At 68.7% G+C, this 16,750-nt stretch carries 18 protein-coding genes; 9 read left to right on the top strand and 9 right to left on the bottom strand.

Annotation, left to right across the window (positions count from 1 at the left end; genetic code table 11):
* Positions 1-2 precede the first annotated feature (2 nt).
* The 3 genes from A5760_RS11440 to A5760_RS11450 are packed head-to-tail and all read right to left on the bottom strand — an operon-like array spanning position 3 to position 2,322.
* The gene (locus tag A5760_RS11440; protein ID WP_064880716.1) at positions 3-899 is read right to left on the bottom strand and encodes a cation diffusion facilitator family transporter; all 897 of its coding nucleotides are present in this window, start codon (positions 897-899) and stop codon (positions 3-5) included.
* A 40-nt stretch (positions 900-939) separates the two neighbouring features.
* Positions 940-1,722 (bottom strand): site-2 protease family protein, encoded by a 783-nt coding sequence (locus tag A5760_RS11445; protein WP_064880717.1) that lies wholly within the window; start codon positions 1,720-1,722, stop codon positions 940-942.
* Between the two features lie 9 nt (positions 1,723-1,731).
* Positions 1,732-2,322 carry a peptidase M50 gene (locus tag A5760_RS11450; RefSeq protein WP_231122613.1) on the bottom strand — a complete coding sequence of 197 codons (591 nt, stop codon included), beginning with the start codon at positions 2,320-2,322 and terminating at the stop codon, positions 1,732-1,734.
* A gap of 375 nt (positions 2,323-2,697) precedes the next feature.
* On the opposite strand from A5760_RS11450, the gene A5760_RS11455 reads away from it, so the two are divergent.
* From A5760_RS11455 to A5760_RS11480, 6 genes are all read left to right on the top strand, one after another.
* Positions 2,698-3,633, top strand: coding sequence for a histidine phosphatase family protein (locus A5760_RS11455; RefSeq protein ID WP_064880719.1), 936 nt, complete (start codon positions 2,698-2,700; stop codon positions 3,631-3,633).
* A 177-nt stretch (positions 3,634-3,810) separates the two neighbouring features.
* The gene (locus A5760_RS11460; RefSeq protein ID WP_064880720.1) at positions 3,811-5,109 is read left to right on the top strand and encodes an adenylosuccinate synthase; all 1,299 of its coding nucleotides are present in this window, start codon (positions 3,811-3,813) and stop codon (positions 5,107-5,109) included.
* Complete coding sequence (locus A5760_RS11465) at positions 5,106-5,753, top strand: PaaI family thioesterase (RefSeq protein WP_064880722.1); 648 nt, start codon at positions 5,106-5,108, stop codon at positions 5,751-5,753. The genes A5760_RS11460 and A5760_RS11465 overlap by 4 nt, the downstream gene beginning before the upstream one ends.
* Before the next feature lie 40 nt (positions 5,754-5,793).
* A complete protein-coding gene (gene purT / locus A5760_RS11470; RefSeq protein ID WP_064880724.1) occupies positions 5,794-7,050 on the top strand; it encodes a formate-dependent phosphoribosylglycinamide formyltransferase in 1,257 nt (418 codons plus the stop codon).
* A 168-nt stretch (positions 7,051-7,218) separates the two neighbouring features.
* The gene (locus tag A5760_RS11475; RefSeq protein WP_064880726.1) at positions 7,219-7,659 is read left to right on the top strand and encodes a rhodanese-like domain-containing protein; all 441 of its coding nucleotides are present in this window, start codon (positions 7,219-7,221) and stop codon (positions 7,657-7,659) included.
* A 7-nt stretch (positions 7,660-7,666) separates the two neighbouring features.
* On the top strand, positions 7,667-8,893 hold the full coding sequence (locus tag A5760_RS11480; protein WP_064880728.1) for an O-succinylhomoserine sulfhydrylase: 1,227 nt from the start codon (positions 7,667-7,669) through the stop codon (positions 8,891-8,893).
* Here A5760_RS11480 and A5760_RS11485 read toward each other — a convergent pair.
* The 6 genes from A5760_RS11485 to A5760_RS11505 all read right to left on the bottom strand — a co-directional run bounded on the left by A5760_RS11485 (position 8,890) and on the right by A5760_RS11505 (position 14,828).
* Positions 8,890-10,269, bottom strand: coding sequence for an NAD(P)/FAD-dependent oxidoreductase (locus A5760_RS11485; protein ID WP_064880730.1), 1,380 nt, complete (start codon positions 10,267-10,269; stop codon positions 8,890-8,892). The genes A5760_RS11480 and A5760_RS11485 overlap by 4 nt on opposite strands.
* A gap of 584 nt (positions 10,270-10,853) precedes the next feature.
* A complete protein-coding gene (locus A5760_RS26660) occupies positions 10,854-11,159 on the bottom strand; it encodes a hypothetical protein (RefSeq protein WP_155764303.1) in 306 nt (101 codons plus the stop codon).
* 28 nt (positions 11,160-11,187) lie between these two features.
* Positions 11,188-11,808 (bottom strand): hypothetical protein, encoded by a 621-nt coding sequence (locus tag A5760_RS11490; RefSeq protein WP_064880732.1) that lies wholly within the window; start codon positions 11,806-11,808, stop codon positions 11,188-11,190.
* Between the two features lie 5 nt (positions 11,809-11,813).
* On the bottom strand, positions 11,814-12,476 hold the full coding sequence (locus tag A5760_RS11495; protein ID WP_064880734.1) for a TetR/AcrR family transcriptional regulator: 663 nt from the start codon (positions 12,474-12,476) through the stop codon (positions 11,814-11,816).
* A 7-nt stretch (positions 12,477-12,483) separates the two neighbouring features.
* A complete protein-coding gene (locus A5760_RS11500; protein ID WP_064880736.1) occupies positions 12,484-13,632 on the bottom strand; it encodes an acyl-CoA dehydrogenase family protein in 1,149 nt (382 codons plus the stop codon).
* 11 nt (positions 13,633-13,643) lie between these two features.
* The gene (locus tag A5760_RS11505) at positions 13,644-14,828 is read right to left on the bottom strand and encodes an acyl-CoA dehydrogenase family protein (protein WP_064880738.1); all 1,185 of its coding nucleotides are present in this window, start codon (positions 14,826-14,828) and stop codon (positions 13,644-13,646) included.
* 136 nt (positions 14,829-14,964) lie between these two features.
* Here A5760_RS11505 and A5760_RS11510 point away from each other — a divergent pair, with 136 nt between their 5' ends.
* From A5760_RS11510 to A5760_RS11520, 3 genes are read left to right on the top strand one after another with little or no spacing between them, the layout of a single operon-like run.
* On the top strand, positions 14,965-15,336 hold the full coding sequence (locus A5760_RS11510; RefSeq protein ID WP_064880740.1) for a DUF3054 domain-containing protein: 372 nt from the start codon (positions 14,965-14,967) through the stop codon (positions 15,334-15,336).
* A gap of 7 nt (positions 15,337-15,343) precedes the next feature.
* A complete protein-coding gene (locus A5760_RS11515; protein WP_064880742.1) occupies positions 15,344-16,225 on the top strand; it encodes an SAM-dependent methyltransferase in 882 nt (293 codons plus the stop codon).
* A 6-nt stretch (positions 16,226-16,231) separates the two neighbouring features.
* Complete coding sequence (locus tag A5760_RS11520) at positions 16,232-16,735, top strand: GNAT family N-acetyltransferase (protein WP_064880744.1); 504 nt, start codon at positions 16,232-16,234, stop codon at positions 16,733-16,735.
* Positions 16,736-16,750: the final 15 nt, after the last annotated feature.

Here is a 16,750-nt window from a genome sequence, read left to right on the forward strand (position 1 = left end):
CGCTAGAAGCTGTCCGAGCAATCGGTGTCGTCGGGGCAGTCGATCTGAACGGTGGCGTGCTCCAGCCCACGCGCCGATAACACCGCGCGCGCGTCATGCAGCACCCGCGCGGAGTCGCCGACGCTGATCAGATGCGCGGTGCACATGTCCTTGCCGGGGGAGAGCGTCCACACGTGCAGGTCGTGCACGTCGATCACCCCGTCCACGGTGCCGAGCGCGGTGCGCAGTTCCTCGACGTCGATGTGGGTCGGCGACGATTCGGACAGGATCCGCAGCGCGGCGCGGGCCAATGCGACGGCCCGGGGCAACACCCAGAGCGCGACCAGCACCGCCACCACCACGTCGGCGTAGGGCCAGTGCGTCGTCACGGTGACCACACCGGCGATCAGCACGCCCAGACTGCCCACGGTGTCGGCGACGACCTCCATGTAGGCGCCCTTGACCGCCAGGCTGCCCGACGAATGGGAACGCAGCAGCAGCGCGACGACGAAGTTGGCGGCCAGCCCGGCCAGCGCGACCACGATCATCGGCACGCCGGGGACGGCGGGAGCTTCGCTGAGACGCTGGACGGCCTCGTAGAGGATGAACGCCGCCACGCCGATCAGCAGCCCGGCGTTGGCGACGGCGGTGAACACCTCGGCGCGATGCCAGCCGTAGGTGCGGGCGGGCGACGCGCTGCCGCGGCGGGCCAGCGTGACGGCGGCGAGCCCCATGAAGACGGCGACCACGTCGGTCAGCATGTGGCCGGCGTCGGCCAGCAGGGCGATCGAGTTGATCAGCAGCGAGGTGACCAGTTCCACCACGAAGAACGCCGCCAGAATCGCTGCGGCCGTGATCATGCGCGGGATCAGCCGAGCGTCGTCCGTCTCGGCGGGGGTGTGGTTGTGGCCTGCGCCCATGACGCGAAATATATGCGTAATAACGCATATATGGCAAGGGTCAGAACCAGCGGCTCCAGAAGCGGGTCAGCGCGTTGCCCCAACTCACCAGGACGTCCGGCACGCCGGACACGTCGAACAAAGACAACACGACGCCGAAGAACCATTGGTTGAGCACCGGTGCCAGGAGCAAGAACAGCAGGATGACGAAGCCCCACTGCTTGGCCGGCGCCAGCGCGCGCTGGGTCTCGGGACTCAGGTGCGGTTCCAGGGCGTCGTATCCGTCCAGGCCCGGGATGGGCAGCAGATTCAGCAACACGGCGGTGAGCTGAAGGAACGCGAGGAACGCCACCCCCGACCACAGCACCACGTGCGCCGGGTCGAAGAACAACCGCGTCACCGCGAGCAGCAGCACCGCCAGCACCAGGTTGGCCGCCGGGCCCGCCAGACTGACCATGGTGCGCCGGGCGGGCGTCATGAACCAGGTGCGCACGTAGACCGCCGCGCCCGGCAGGCCGATGCCGCCCAGCAGGATGACCACCATCGGCAGCACCAGCGAGAGCGCGGGATGGGCGTAGCGGCGTGGGTCCAGCGTCAGGTACCCGCGCACGGCGTCATCGTGATCGCCGAACCGCCAGGCGGTCACCGCATGCCCGAATTCGTGCAGACACAACGACACCAGCCAGCCGGCGATCACGAAGACGAACACTCCGGCATAAGCCAGCGGCCGGGTGCTGATCCCGGCCGACCAGGCCAGCGCGGCGCCGACACCCGTCAGCGCGATCAGGCCCAGGAAGATCGGGCTGGGCCGTACCGATTCGTGCCGGGAGGAGGGGAAGCTCACCGATCGAAACTAGCCGACCAGCAGCCAGCCCTCGATGTTGCGGTAGAACGCCGAGCGGCGCGCGGCGCGCGGCACGGCGACGCCGTCACGCACCACGGTGACGCCCGTGCTGCCGAGCTGGGCGGCGCGCCCGGTGACCCAGCGGGGCCACAGGCGGCCGAGACCACGGCCGGCGACTGCCGCCCGCAGGCCGGGCGCGGACGGGGTCGGCTCGATCCACACGCGTTCGACGTCGCCATCGAACAACGTGGTGTCGTCGACCACCGCCTCGCCGTGGATCGACCGCGCGCCATCCGCCGGCACCCAGCCGGCCCGCCCCACGACCACCGACCCGGTCTCGTCGCGAATCAGCGTCACCCGCCGCGCCGCACCGCGCCGGGCCCGCCGCGCCGCCCGGAATCCGGCCGGCTGGCGGTAGATCCGGGTGGCCCGGGTGCGGCGGCGCGGCACGTAGGCCACCTCGAGGTCGAGCCGCTCGGCACGCAGCAGCCGGGTCAGCACCGCGGCCAGTTCGGCGTCGCCGCCCAGCACGATCAGCCGCCGGTATGGGCCGATCGCGGCATCGATATCGGTTTCACCGGCGACCGGGTGGGTTTGCATGCCCCGCAACGGTCGGTAGGTGCGCCGTTGGCCGAACAGAAGTATCGCGGCTGCTCGATCTCCTTGTGTCACAGTATATCCAATCGAGAAGCAGCCAATGCCGTTGTGTTCCAACATTTCTGGCCGGACATGAATTGCGACGTCGAAAGATCTCGCCATAACGACACGGTCACAACATGGTGTCGACTATGAAAGTTGTTGCAACGCTGTCGGCAAACAACCGGATACTTTACTCCTGCCACAGGGCCGACGTTGCGCGGAATCCCGCCACGAGTGGTTGAGGGAACGGAGAACTACCATTCGCCGATTTACCGCCATCTTGTCAACCGCGCGAACCGCATTGCTCGTGTCGGGCGCCGGCCCCACGCGCGTCCGGTGCTGACCAAGCCGCTGTGCCGCGTTGGCGCCGTGCTGCTTTCGATCGTCCTGCTGTGCAGTGCATCTGGGACAGCCTCGGCGGACGAATCGATCGTGATCGACCTGGTGCGACACGGGCAGTCAACAGCCAATGCGGCAAGCCTGATCGACACGGCGCCGCCCGGAGCATCGCTTACCGCGCTCGGTCAGCAACAGGCGCAGACCGTCGCCGGCGTTCTCGCGGCGAAGGGCCCGGTCGCCGGGATCTTCGCCTCGCAGCTGGTCAGGACGCAGCAGACCGCGGCGCCGTTGGCTTCCGCGTTGGGCATGAACGCGCAGGTGTTGCCGGGGCTCAACGAGATCGACGCCGGCGCTTTCAACGGCCAGCCGCAGGTCAGCCTCGGCGGGCTCGCATACCTGCTGGCGCCGGTCGCGTGGATGCTCGGGCTACGCATCGTGCCGATGCTGGCTCCCGGCTCCACCGATTCCAACGGGTTCGAATTCCGCAGGCGTTTCGACGGTGCGCTCGACACCGTGTACGGCAATGCCGCGACCAACGTCGGCCGCTTCAACGACGTGCTCCAGACGATGTATGGCAGTGCCCTTGCCAACCCGGTCCGCGGCACGAACGGCAGGATCACCGAGGTGGCGTTCTCCAGCGAATTCGCCATCGGCGTCGGGACGATGATGAGCGTCAAGAACCCCGATCCGTTGCTCCTGCTCTTCGACCCGCTGCCCAACACGGGCATCGTCGTGATCCAGGGCAGCCCCCACGATGGCTGGACGCTGATCAGCTGGAACGGGAAACCGGTGCATCCAGGTTGGTCGGGCCCGAAGAACGGTCGTGGCGCCAACGGCCTGTGCCTCATGCTGGACGCGTCCACCAGGACCGGCGTATGCGCGGCCAAGCCACCGGCGCAGGCAAGCGCTCCGGTCGCGGCGCCGTACGGGTGAGGTCGCCGCACCCGGCGCCCGCCTTTCCCGGCTGTGTCACAGCGGTCTCGCCACGTCCTGGCTTAAGCTGATTTGCCCGGCTCCTCAGCCGGCCACCGGCGGCCCGCATGGTCGCCAGGCTAGGGTGGGTCACCGGCTGGACCACAATACGCAGGCGAGATCAGGTGGGAGCGTGTCATGCCGGCAATCGTCCTCATCGGCGCCCAATGGGGCGACGAGGGCAAAGGTAAGGCCACCGATTTGCTCGGTGGGCGCGTTCAGTGGGTGGTGCGATACCAGGGCGGCAACAACGCCGGGCACACCGTCGTCTTGCCCACCGGGGAGAACTTCGCGCTGCACCTGATCCCGTCGGGGGTGCTCACCCCCGGTGTCACCAACGTCATCGGCAACGGTGTGGTGGTGGACCCCGGCGTGCTGCTGGACGAGCTCAAGGGCCTCGAAGACCGCGGTGTCGACACCTCGAAGTTGCTCATCTCCGCCGACGCGCACCTGCTGTTGCCCTACCACGTGGCCATCGACAAGGTCACCGAGCGCTACATGGGGAACAAGAAGATCGGCACCACCGGCCGCGGCATCGGCCCCTGCTACCAGGACAAGATCGCGCGCATCGGCATCCGGGTCGCCGACGTGCTGGATCGGGAAGTGTTGACGCACAAGGTCGAAGCCGCGCTGGAGCTCAAGAACCAGATCCTGGTCAAGATCTACAACCGCAAGGCGCTGGATCCCCACCAGGTGGTCGAGGCCCTGCTGGAGCAGGCCGAGGGCTTCAAGCACCGCATCGCCGACACCCGCCTGCTGCTCAACCAAGCGCTCGAGGCCGGCGAGGCCGTGCTGCTGGAAGGCTCGCAGGGCACCCTGCTCGACGTGGACCACGGCACGTATCCCTATGTGACATCGTCGAATCCGACGGCGGGCGGCGCGGCCGTGGGTTCGGGTATCGGCCCCACCCGGATCACCGCGGTGCTGGGAATCCTCAAGGCCTACACCACCCGCGTCGGCTCGGGCCCGTTCCCCACCGAGCTGTTCGACGAGAACGGCGAATACTTGTCCAAGACCGGCGGCGAATTCGGCGTCACCACCGGCCGGCGCCGGCGCTGCGGCTGGTTCGACGCCGTCATCGCCCGCTACGCCACCCGGGTCAACGGCATCACCGACTTCTTCCTGACCAAGCTCGACGTGCTGTCCAGCCTGGAGACGGTTCCGGTGTGCGTCGGCTACCAGATCGACGGGGCGCGCATTTACGAGATGCCGATGACGCAGAGCGATCTGGCGCGCGCCGAACCGATCTACGAGGAACTGCCCGGCTGGTGGGAGGACATCTCGCACGCCCGGGAGTTCGACGACCTGCCCGCCAAGGCACGCGACTACGTGCTGCGGCTGGAAGAGCTTGCCGGAGCGCATATTTCGTGCATCGGCGTGGGGCCCGGGCGCGAACAGACCATCGTTCGCCGCGACGTCCTGGCGGCCCGCCCGTGACGGACGCCGCCCAGGATCCCAAAGACCTAGACCCCGAATACGAACATCACGGCGGCTTTCCCGAATACGGGGTGGCCAACCCCGGGCCCGGCTTCGGGCGGTTCGTGGCGGCCATGCGCCGGCTGCAGGACCTCGCCGTGTCGGCCGACCCCGACGACGCCATGTGGGACGACGCGGCCGACCGCGTCGCGGCGCTGACGGACCTGCTGGGCCCGTTTCAAGCCGCCGTGGAGGGCCGCGCGCCGGCCGGGCGGACGCCGGGCCTGCCCGGCATGGGCAGTCTGCTGCTGCCGCCGTGGACGTTGACGCGCTACGAGCCCGACGGCTGCGAGATGCGGGGCCATTTCACCCGGTTCCACGTCGGCGGCAACCATGCGGTGCACGGCGGCGTGCTGCCGCTGCTGTTCGACCACATGTTCGGGATGGTGTCGCACGCCTCGAATCGGCCGATCAGCCGCACGGCGTTCCTGCACGTCGACTACCGCAAGATCACCCCGATCGACGCGCCGTTGGTGGTGCGCGGACGGGTCACCGGCACCGAGGGGCGCAAAGCGTTCGTGTCCGCGGAACTGGTCGACGGGGACGGAGCGCTGCTGGCGGAGGCCAACGGCCTGATGGTGCAGTTACTCCCAGGCCAGCCCTGAGGTGGGCCGGGCACGTGCGGAACCGACCTATCCTTGAGCCGTGACTGACCCCGTGACCGACGGACGGGACGACGAAACGACGGCGCTCGTCGTGCCCCAGCAACCTCCCGCGCGCGCCGAAGCCCGGCCGGAGGCGCCCTCCGACGGCAGGCCGACGGTGGTGCTGCTGGGTTCCGGCGAGATCAGCCGGGAGCTGGCGATCGACCTCGGGCGCCTCGGAGCCCGGGTGATCGCCGTCGACGCGCACCCGCACGCACCCGCGCACGGGGTGGCCGACCAGGCCCTGGTGCTCCCGCTGACCGACACCGCCGAGCTGTCCGCGGCGCTGGAGCGGCTGCAACCCGACTTCGTGGTGACCGCGAGCGACACCGTCGCCGCCGGGGCCCTCGACGCCCTGACCACCGGATCCGGCGCCAACCACACCGAGCTGGTGCCCAGCGCCCGCGCGGTGCGGCTCAGCGCCGACCGCGAGGGCCTGCGCCGGCTGGCCGCCGACGAGTTGGGGCTGCCCACCGCGCCGTTCTGGTTCGCCGGGTCGCTGGGCGAACTCGAGGCGGTGGGTGCGCACGCCGGATACCCGCTGTTGGTCAAGCCGGTGGCCGGGCCGACCGGGCCGGGGCAGTCGGTGGTGGCGCGGCGCGAAGACCTCGGGCCGGCGTGGCAACGCGCGATCGGCGCCCACGCGGGTCCCGGACAGCCGCGGGTGCTGGCCGAAACCGTGGTCGAGGTCGAGTTCTACGTGACGCTGCTGGCGGTGCGCAGTGAAGGCCCGGCCGGGCCGGCGATCGAATTCTGTTCGCCCATCGGTCATCGCGGCTCCGGCGGACAGGTGCTGGAATCCTGGCAACCCCAGGAGATGAGCGCGGCGGCGACGGACGCCGCGAAGTCGATCGCCGCGCGGATCGTCAAGGCGCTGGGCGGGCGCGGCGTCTTCGCGGTCGAGTTGATGATCAACGGCGACGAGGTGTACTTCGCCGACGTCACGTCACGCCCGACCGACAGCGCCTGGGTGACGCTGCGCAGCCAGCGGCTCTCGGCGTTCGAACTGCAGGCCCGCACCATCCTCGGCCTGCCGGTGGACACCATGATGGTGTCGCCGGCCGCCGCCCGCGCCATCGACCTGGTCGACTCCCATGACCCCGCTGCGCTGACCCGCGCGCTGAGCGTGCCCGAAAGTGATCTGCGCGTGCTCGGGCGCGGCTTCCGGGCGTTGGCGACCGCGCCGGAGGTGGCGGCGGCCCGCGAGCGCGCCGGCCAGGTCGCCGGCCGGCTGGCCGCGCCGGAGTCGCACGGCTGAACCCGCGCGGCATTTCGCCCGAATCCACCGGCCCCCAGCGGGCTACGGCGACGGCCTCGATACCATCGCAGGTCAGGTATCGCTGCGGGTACGGGGGCAATCCGGCCGGGGCTTGACCGCTCGGGCGCGGATAGGGTGGCTGACAACGAGCAACGAGGGAATACGAGCATGAGCACAGATCGCGCACACTCCTACGCCGGCGACATCTCTCCCCTGGAGGCATGGAAGCTGCTCAGCGACAACCCCAACGCCGTGCTGGTCGACGTGCGGACCGACGCCGAATGGCGATTCGTCGGTGTGCCCGATCTGTCCAGCCTCGGCCGTGAGGTGTTGTTCCTGGAGTGGAATTCGTCCGACGGACGGCACAACGCGAACTTCGGCGACCAGCTGCGCGAGCAGGTGGCGCCGGCCGAAGCCGACGCGCAGCGGCCGGTGCTGTTCCTGTGCCGCTCCGGACACCGTTCCATCGGCGCCGCCGAGGTCGCGACTGAGCTCGGCATCACGCCGGCCTACAACATCCTGGACGGCTTCGAGGGCCAGCTCGATGCCAACGGCCACCGGGGTGAGACGGGCTGGCGCGCCATCGGGTTGCCGTGGAAACAGGGCTGAACCGGCGATGACCCCAGCCGACGACGACTCCGTTCGCATGCCCGCGGCGCTGCCTGAGGGAGTCAGCCAGGCGACCATCGGCGTGCGCGGCGGGCTGTTGCGTTCGGGATTCGACGAGACCGCCGAGGCGATGTATCTGACGTCGGGCTACGTCTACGAGACGGCGGCGATCGCGGAGCAGTCGTTCACCGGCGAGGTGGACCACTTCGTCTACTCGCGCTACGGCAACCCGACCGTGACGATGTTCGAGGAGCGGCTGCGCCTGCTCGAAGGGGCGCCTGCGGCCTTCGCCACCGCGAGCGGCATGGCCGCGGTGTTCACCTCGCTGGGCGCGCTGCTGGGCGCGGGGGACCGGCTGGTCGCCTCGCGCAGCCTGTTCGGCTCGTGCTTCGTGGTGTGCAACGAGATCCTGCCGCGCTGGGGTGTCGAAACCGTCTTCGTCGACGGCGACGACCTGGCGCAGTGGGAGCAGGCGTTGTCGGTACCCACCACCGCGGTGTTCTTCGAGACGCCGTCGAATCCGATGCAGTCGCTGGTGGACATCGCCACGGTGTGCGAGCTTGCCCACGCCGCGGGCGCAAAAGTGGTGTTGGACAACGTCTTTGCCACACCGCTGCTGCAGCAGGGTATTCCGCTCGGGGTGGACGTGGTGGTGTACTCCGGCACCAAGCACATCGACGGTCAGGGCCGGGTGCTCGGCGGGGCCATTCTGGGCGACAAGGAGTACATCGACGGCCCCGTGCAGAAGCTGATGCGGCACACCGGCCCGGCGATGAGCGCGTTCAATGCCTGGGTGCTGGTGAAAGGGCTTGAGACGCTGGCGGTCCGGGTGGAGCACAGCAATTCCTCGGCCTTCCGGATCGCCGAATTCCTGGAGAGCCATCCGGCGGTGAGCTGGGTCCGCTACCCGTATCTGTCCTCGCACCCGCAATACGACCTGGCCAAGCGCCAGATGTCCGGCGGGGGAACGGTGATCACCTTCGCGCTCGACTGCCCGGACAGCGCGGCCAAGCCGCGGGCCTTCGAGGTGCTGGACAAACTGCAGCTGATCGACATCTCGAACAATCTCGGCGACGCCAAATCCCTTGTCACGCATCCCGCGACCACCACGCACCGGGCGATGGGCCCGGAGGGTCGCGCTGCGATCGGGCTCGGTGACGGCGTGGTGCGCATCTCCGTCGGGCTGGAAGGCACCGACGATCTGATCGCCGACATCGATCGGGCGCTCAGCTAGCCGGCCTGTTTCTCGGCCGAGTCGACGTGCTCGGCCGCCGCCAGGGTGCCGTCCTGCGCCTGGCGCTCCAGCCAGTCGACCACCGGTCGGGCGTAGATCATCTGACTGGTGATGGCCATCTGGCCGCGGGTGCGGCCCAGGAACGAGATGCCCCAGGCGAACATGGCGGCAATGCGGTTGCGGTGGCCGATCAGGTAGTACAGGTGCAGCAGCAGCCAGGCCAGCCAGGCGACGAATCCGGCGAACTCCACCTTGCCGACCTGCGCGACGGCGCTGTAGCGGGAGATCAGCGCCATGCTGCCCTTGTTGACGTACTTGAACGGCTTGCGTTCGGCCGGATTGTCGTGGCCCTTGGCGGCCTGCTTGATGAGAGTGGCCGCGTATTTGGCGCCCTGGATCGCGCCCTGCGCCATGCCGGGGACGCCGGGCACCGACATCAGGTCGCCGACCACGAAGACGTAGGGGTGTCCCTTGACGGTGAGGTCGGGTTCGACGATTACCCTTCCGGCGCGGTCGGTTTCGGTTCCGTCGGACTGCTCGGCGATCATCGCGCCCAGCGAGCTGGCTTGGACGCCGGCCGCCCACACCTTGCACGCGCATTCGATGCGGCGTTCGCCGCCGTCATTCTCCTTGATCGTGATACCCATGTAGTCGACCGCGGACACCATCGCGTCGAGCTGGACCTCGACGCCCATCTTCTCCAGCCGCCGCTGCGCCTTGAGGCCGAGCTTGATACCCATCGGCGGTAGCACCGCGGGCGCCGCGTCCAGCAGGATGACGCGGCATTCGCTGGGGGTGATCGTCCGGAATGCCCCGGCCAGCGTGCGCTCGGCCAGCTGGACGATCTCGCCCGCCAGCTCGACGCCGGTGGGCCCGGCCCCGACCACCACGAAGGTCAGCCGGCGTTTGCGCTCGGCCGGATCGATGGCGACCTCGGCGGCCTCGAACGCGCCGAGGATGCGGCCCCGCAACTCCAGCGCGTCGTCGATGCTCTTCATCCCGGGCGCGAAGGCGGCGTACTCGTCGTGGCCGAAGTAGGACTGCTGCGCGCCGGCGGCCACGATCAGGCTGTCGTAGGGTGTCACCGTTTCCATGCCCATCAGGTGGGATTTGACCGTATTCGCGGTGAGGTCGATGGCCGAGACGTCCCCCCACAGCACCCGCACGTTCTGCTGGCGGCGCAGGATGAGTCGGGTGGTCGGGGCGATGTCGCCCTCGGACAGGATTCCAGTGGCCACCTGATACAGCAGCGGCTGGAACAGGTGCGTGGTCGTTTTCGAGATCACGGTGATGTCGACGTCGGCGCGCCTGAGCGCCTTGGCCGCGGACAGTCCGCCGAAGCCGCTTCCGATGATGACGACACGATGGCGTGACATGCCTGTCCCTTCTTCACGCGTGGGCCTGGGGTAAATCCTCCCAGCGCATGTCCACCGTACGACGCCACCCGGGAGAAAGGCGAGGCATCCTCCGAACACCGGAGCGCCGCGCGCGGCAACCACAAGCGGCCGAAGGGATCCCACGTGGCGAAAGCCGTTGCACGGAATCGGGTCTGGGCACTTCTCGCCGATGTGCGGGCGCCAAGGCGCCGCACGGCCATCGGCCCACGCGGGGGCATAGGCCGATGGCCGCCCGAAAGGCCTTGTGTGGTACAGGATCCCGGCCGAAGTCGCGCTGGATCAGCGACCCGTGTCGCGACTCCGGCCGGTCACCTGTTGGACTTCGCTATACGCGAAGGTGTATCCGAACGAAAAGGCGCAAATTACGATGTGGCCCGTTCGGTTACTGCACTGCTATCCGGTGCAGGTCAAACCGGGTCCGCAATCGATAACGAGCGGAACCGTGCACGCCGAGGTCATTGGTGCTGCGAGAGCGAGGACCAAGGCGAGGACAATTTTGCCGGTACGACGTGACATAAGAACCCCCTTCGTCTGGGAGACGATTGTCTGATGCCCGACGTCGGTTAGCTTACGTGCTCAATGACTCGTAGATAAGGGATTTCGCGAATATCGCCGCGCGATTCGTCAAACAGATGGGTCAAGATCGCCGGCGCGATGCGGCCGACTCGGCACGAATGGAATTTCAGCAAAATCGTGCGCCGGCAAGAAATGGAAATATCCTGCGCGGCCAAGTCGGCGTGGCTATATTGGGACGCTAATTTCTCGCCGCTCGGCGGCGGTGCGCGCTCGCCGGATATGAATTCAAATCGGCGACCAAATCGGCGGCGGCCACGTCGCGGTGAAACCGTCAAGCGGGCAATCGGTTTCACCGTCCGCTCGGCGGCACCTCACCTCGGCCTAGAACGGCCACGCGTTGGCGTCGCTCTTGTACTTGGCATTGAGGTCGCTGCAGAAGTCGGCGGCGGTGCCGGCGAGCAGGATGTAATAGGTCTCGCCGCGGCGGCTTTCGTAGGAGGTGGGGGTGGTCCAGCCGTTGTCGCACATCGCGGCTTCGCCGCCCGCCGCGCTCCTGCGCCAGTTGGTCTTGGCGCAGGCGACCAGGCTGTCGACGTTCGGGGTGGCGCTCTTGGCCGCGACCAACATCGCGCCGCCCCACTGCCCGTCGTTGCGCCGGTAGGCGCGGGCGCCGAACCCGGCGTTGTTGGTCTGGCAGGTCAGCGCCCGGCGCAGCAGCGCGAAGGGACTCGCGAGCTGCTGGTTGGCGGCACCGGACGCGGCCGTGATGAACTGCGCCGCGTCCGAGCCGTCCACCTCCTGGACCGCATTAGGGTTGCCAAAGCTGAAGAGCTGCTGCGAGATTCCCTGCTCGGCGGCCGAGCCGCCGCCGATGACCGGCCCGGCGCCGCTGGAGGTCATCGCGGGCAGCGTGGAATCGGCGCCCGCCGCAGGCATCCCGGCGGCGGCGCCCAGGGCCAGCAGCGCGACCATGCTGCGAATCGGGCGGGCGGTGATTCTCATGACCCTTATTTCAGCACGTGCGCGTAGTCGGTGCGGCGGTCGTCGGCAATCAGCCCGGTCAGCACGTGGCGGGTCTGCAGCGCGATGTACTGGTCGATGCTGTAGATCGGGCCGAAGTGCCAGTGCTTGAGCGCCCAGCCGTGCGCGAGCAGCATGATGTCGAACACGGTGAGGTCGACGTCGACGCGGCGGAAGACGCCCTGGGCGATGCCGGCCTCGATCACCGCGCGCAGCGGTGCGGCGGTGGCGATTTCGAGGTCCTTGATCTGGGCGCGACCCGGCGCCCCGAGGGTGCGGCTCTCCCGGTAGGTCAGCACCACGCCGTCGAGGTTCTCGTCGACGATCTCGATGTAGCGGCGCACGCCCGCGGTCAACTGGTCGACGACGTCGTCGCCGGCGGCCTGGATGACCGGTGCCAGCTGATCGCGGAACACGTCCTGGATCCGCACGATGGTCGCGAGCAGCAGGTCCTCCTTGCTGCCGAAGTACTTGTAGATCAGGCCGACGCTGACGTTGGCCTCGGCGGCCAGATCCTGCATGGACATCCGGTGAAACCCGTTGCGGCCCATCACCTTGACCGCGGCATCGAGCACCTGACGGCGCCGCGAGCCGGCCCGGGCCGCACGTACCGCCTCCTCGACGGGCAGCTCGCTGTAATCGGTGACCATCACACCCTCAGATGCCCAGGTCCTTGGCGATGATCGTCTTCATGATCTCGTTGGTGCCGCCGTAGATGGTCTGAATGCGGGCGTCGACGAAGGCGCGGGCCACGCTGTATTCGCGCATGTAGCCGTACCCGCCGTGCAGCTGCAGGCAGCGGTCGGCGGTGCGCACCTGCAGGTCGGTGGTCCACCACTTCAGCCGGGCGGCGCGCGCGGCGGTCAGCTCACCCTCCAGGTGCTCGGCCAGGCAGTCGTCGAGATAGGTACGCGCGATGTCGATTTCGGTCGCCAGCTCGGCGAGCACGAATTGGCTGTTCTGGAAGCTGGCGATCGGTGAGCCGAACGCCGTGCGGTCACGCACGTAGTCGAGGGTTTCGGCCAGGATGCCTTCGGCGGCGGCGACCGCCCCCACCCCGAGCGCGAGCCGCTCCTGGGGCAGGTTTTTCATCAGCTGGTAGAAGCCCTTGCCCTCCTCCTCGAGCAGATTGGCCTTCGGCACCCGCATGTCGGTGAAGGTGAGCTCGCTGGTGTCCTGGGCGTGCAGGCCGATCTTCTCCAGGTTGCGGCCGCGGGAGAAGCCGGGCGTGGCGGGGTCGACGACCAGCAGCGACAGCCCGTGGTGGCGGTCCGGCGAGGTGCGCACCGCAATGACGAAGAGGTCGCCGATCTGTCCGTTGGAGATGAACGTCTTGGCGCCGTTGACGACGTAGTCGTCACCGTCACGCACGGCCGTCGTGCGGATTCCGGCCAGATCGCTGCCGGTGCCGGGTTCGGTCATCGCGATGGCGAGCACCGTCTCGCCGGTGACCACGCCGGGCAGCCAGCGCTGCTGTTGCTCCGGCGTGGCCAGATCGGTGAGATAGGGCAGCACCACATCGTTTTGCAGCGTGAAGGCGATGGCCTCGGCGGCCGCACCCGCCCGCTGCAGCTCGTCGATCACGATCGCGTTGTAGCGGAAGTCGCACACGCCCGGGCCGCCGAGATGCTCGGGCACCGAGAAGCCCAGCAGCCCGAGTTTGCCGGCCTCGACGAACAGCGAGCGATCCCACTGGCCGTCCCGTTCCCAATTCTCGTGATTGGGCACGACCGTCTGTTTTACGAAATCGCTTACCAGGTGTCGAAACTGGTGATGCTCGGACGTGTACCGCAGGCGTGCGGCCATCGATACTCCTGTCAGTGGAAGGCGTCGCTGCCGGTGAATGCCTGGCCGAGGATGAGCTGATGCATCTCCGGCGTGCCCTCGTACGTCAGCACCGATTCCAGGTTGACCATGTGCCGGATGACGGGATATTCCAGCGATATTCCGTTGCCGCCCAGTATGGTTCGTGCGGTCCGGCAGATCTTGATCGCCTCACGGGTGTTGTTGAGCTTGCCGAAGCTGACCTGCTCGGGACGCAGCCCGACGCTGTCCTTGAGGCGGCCCAGGTGCAGCGACAGCAGCTGACCCTTGTGCAGCTCGACGGCCATGTCGACGAGCTTTGCCTGGGTCAGCTGGAAGCCGGCGATGGGGCGGCCGAACTGGGTGCGTTGCGTGGAGTAATCCAGCGCGGCCTGCCAGGCCGAGCGGGCCGCTCCCATGGAGCCCCAGACGATTCCGTAGCGGGCCTCGGACAGGCAGGACAGCGGCCCGCGCAGCCCCTTGGCCTCGGGCAGCATCGCCTCGGCGGGCACCCGCACGTCGTCGAGCACCAGCTCGCTGGTGATCGAGGCCCGCAGCGACAGCTTGTGGTGAATCGTGTTGGCGGAAAACCCCGGTGTCTTGGTGGGCACGACGAAGCCGCGGATGCCGTCGTCGGTCGCGGCCCAGACGACCGCGACGTCGGCGACCGAGCCGTTGGTGATCCACAACTTGCGGCCGTTGAGCACCCAGTCCGAACCATCTTGGCGCGCCCGGGTTTTCATCGCGGCCGGATCGGAGCCGACGTCGGGTTCGGTCAGCCCGAAGCAGCCGAGCAGCTCACCGGTGGCCATGCCGGGCAGCCATTGCTGCTTCTGCTCCTCGGACCCGAAATTCCAGATCGCGAACATCGCCAGCGATCCCTGCACCGAGACCATCGATCGCAGGCCGGAGTCGGCCGCCTCCAGCTCCACGCAGGCCAGCCCGTAGTGCACGGCGGAAGCGCCGCCGCAGCCGTACCCGTCCAGGTGCATGCCCAGCAGGCCGAGTTGGCCGAATCCCTTGGCCAGTTCGCGGACCGGCAGGTCACCGATTTCGAACCACTCCGCGACGTGCGGCAGGACGTGCTCGGCGCAGAACTCCCGGACGGTGTCGCGCACCGCGATCTCGTCGCTGGATAGCGAGGCGTCGAGGCCGAGCGGGTCGTCGCGGTCGAAGGCGGGTGGCGTCTTGGTACTCATGGGATCAGCCTGCCATCGTCGGGCCGCCGGTCACCACCGCCAAGCCGGACTGTGAATGAGAATTCATTTCCGACGAATCTAGGTTCACCGCGGCTGCGCGGTCAAGGATCGCGCAGCGCCCCGGTAGTCTGCCTGCATGCTTAGGCTCCAGCGGCCGGCCTGGCTCGCGGTGGACGTCATCGGGGTGCTGGTGTTCTGCGCCCTGGGGCGCCGCAGTCACGACGAAGGCCTCAACGTCAGCGGCATCGCCGTGACGGCGTGGCCGTTTCTCACCGGCACCGTGGTCGGGTGGCTGATCTCCCGCGGGTGGCGGCGGCCGACCGCCGTGGTGCCGACCGGGGTCGTCGTGTGGTTGTCCACCGTGGTCGTCGGCATGCTGTTGCGCAAGGCGACCTCCGCGGGCGTGGCGGCGAGCTTCGTGGTGGTGGCGGCCACGGTCACCGCGCTGTTGTTGCTGGGCTGGCGAGTGGCCGCCGGGCTGGCCCTGCGGCGTCGCTCCGGCGTCTGAGGCGACCATGGCGCAGACGGCCGACGTGGCGGTGACCGCAACCTTTGGAGCGGCCGCGCGGGCGGTGGCCACCAACCAAGGCCTGCTGAACGATCCGTTCGCCGAGCCGCTGCTGTGCGCCGTCGGGATCGACTACCTCACCCGGGCGATCAAGGACCACGTGTTCGCTGAGGACGACGGCGACGACCCGGCGATGACGGCGTTGATGGACGCGCTGGCGGCGCACACCCGGTTCGTCGACGAATTCCTGGCCGACGCCGGCCGGGCGGGCATCCGCCAGGTGGTGATCCTGGCGTCGGGTCTGGACACCCGGCCGTACCGGCTGTGGTGGCCGCCGGGGACCACGGTCTATGAGATCGATCAACCGCAGGTGCTCGACTTCAAATCCGGAGTCTTGCGGGGGCTGGACGCCCAATTGGCCGCCCACCGGTGTGCGATCGGCGTTGACCTGCAACAGGATTGGCCGGCCGCGCTGCGGCGGGTCGGGTTCGACGCCGCCCAGCCCACGGTCTGGGTCGCCGAGCAGCTGCTCGTCGGGTATCTACCGCCCGACGAGCACAATCAGTTGCTGGACGGCGTCACCGCCTCGAGCGCGGCGGGCAGCCGGTTCACCGCCGATCACATGCCGACCTGGAATCCGTTGCAGCTCGGGGCCGAGCGCGCCTTCGTTGACGGCTGGCGGCAGCGCGGCCTGGACGTCGACCTGGCCAGCCTGACCTATCCCGGCGAATACCATTACGTGCCAGAATATTTGGCGTCGAATGGCTGGGAGACGGCCGGGCGCAGCATCACCGAGCTGCTGGGTGCGATGGGGCTGGGCAGGCGGCGACGGACCGGGCCCGGCGACTCGGAGTTCATCCCGGAATACGTCATCGCGACGCGTGTTTGAGTGGTAGTGATGCCGGAATCAAGCCCGCCGCACGGCCTGCTGCGGTTCGTGTCGGCGAACCACGACGACCCGCTGGCGCAACCGCTGCTGGCCGAGCTGGCCGTCGAGTATGCGCAGCGATACGGCGGCACGCCGAGCACCCACCTGACCTGGCTGCCCGTGCCGCAGGCCGAGCTGGCGCCGCCGGACGGCGGGCTGCTGATCGGCCTGGTGGACGGCGTGCCGGTGACCGGCGGCGCGTTTCGTCGCTACGACGCCGACACCGCGGAGCTCAAGCGGATCTGGACCGACGGCGCCCACCGGCGCCGCGGCTACGCCAGGGAGCTGCTGGCGGCGCTGGAGGCCGAGACCCGGGCGCGCGGGTATCGGCGGCTCTACCTGATCACCGGCAACCGGCAGCCCGAGGCCGAGGCGCTCTATGACGCGACCGGGTATACCCGGATAGCGCCGGACCCGCTGCCGTCGTGGGGCCCGTTCCTGCCGATCGCATTCGAGAAGTGGCTCACCTGACTTGAGTGCCGCCCC

Source organism: Mycobacterium colombiense, from assembly GCF_001665835.1.
GTDB classification, from domain to species: Bacteria; Actinomycetota; Actinomycetes; order Mycobacteriales; family Mycobacteriaceae; genus Mycobacterium; species Mycobacterium colombiense_A.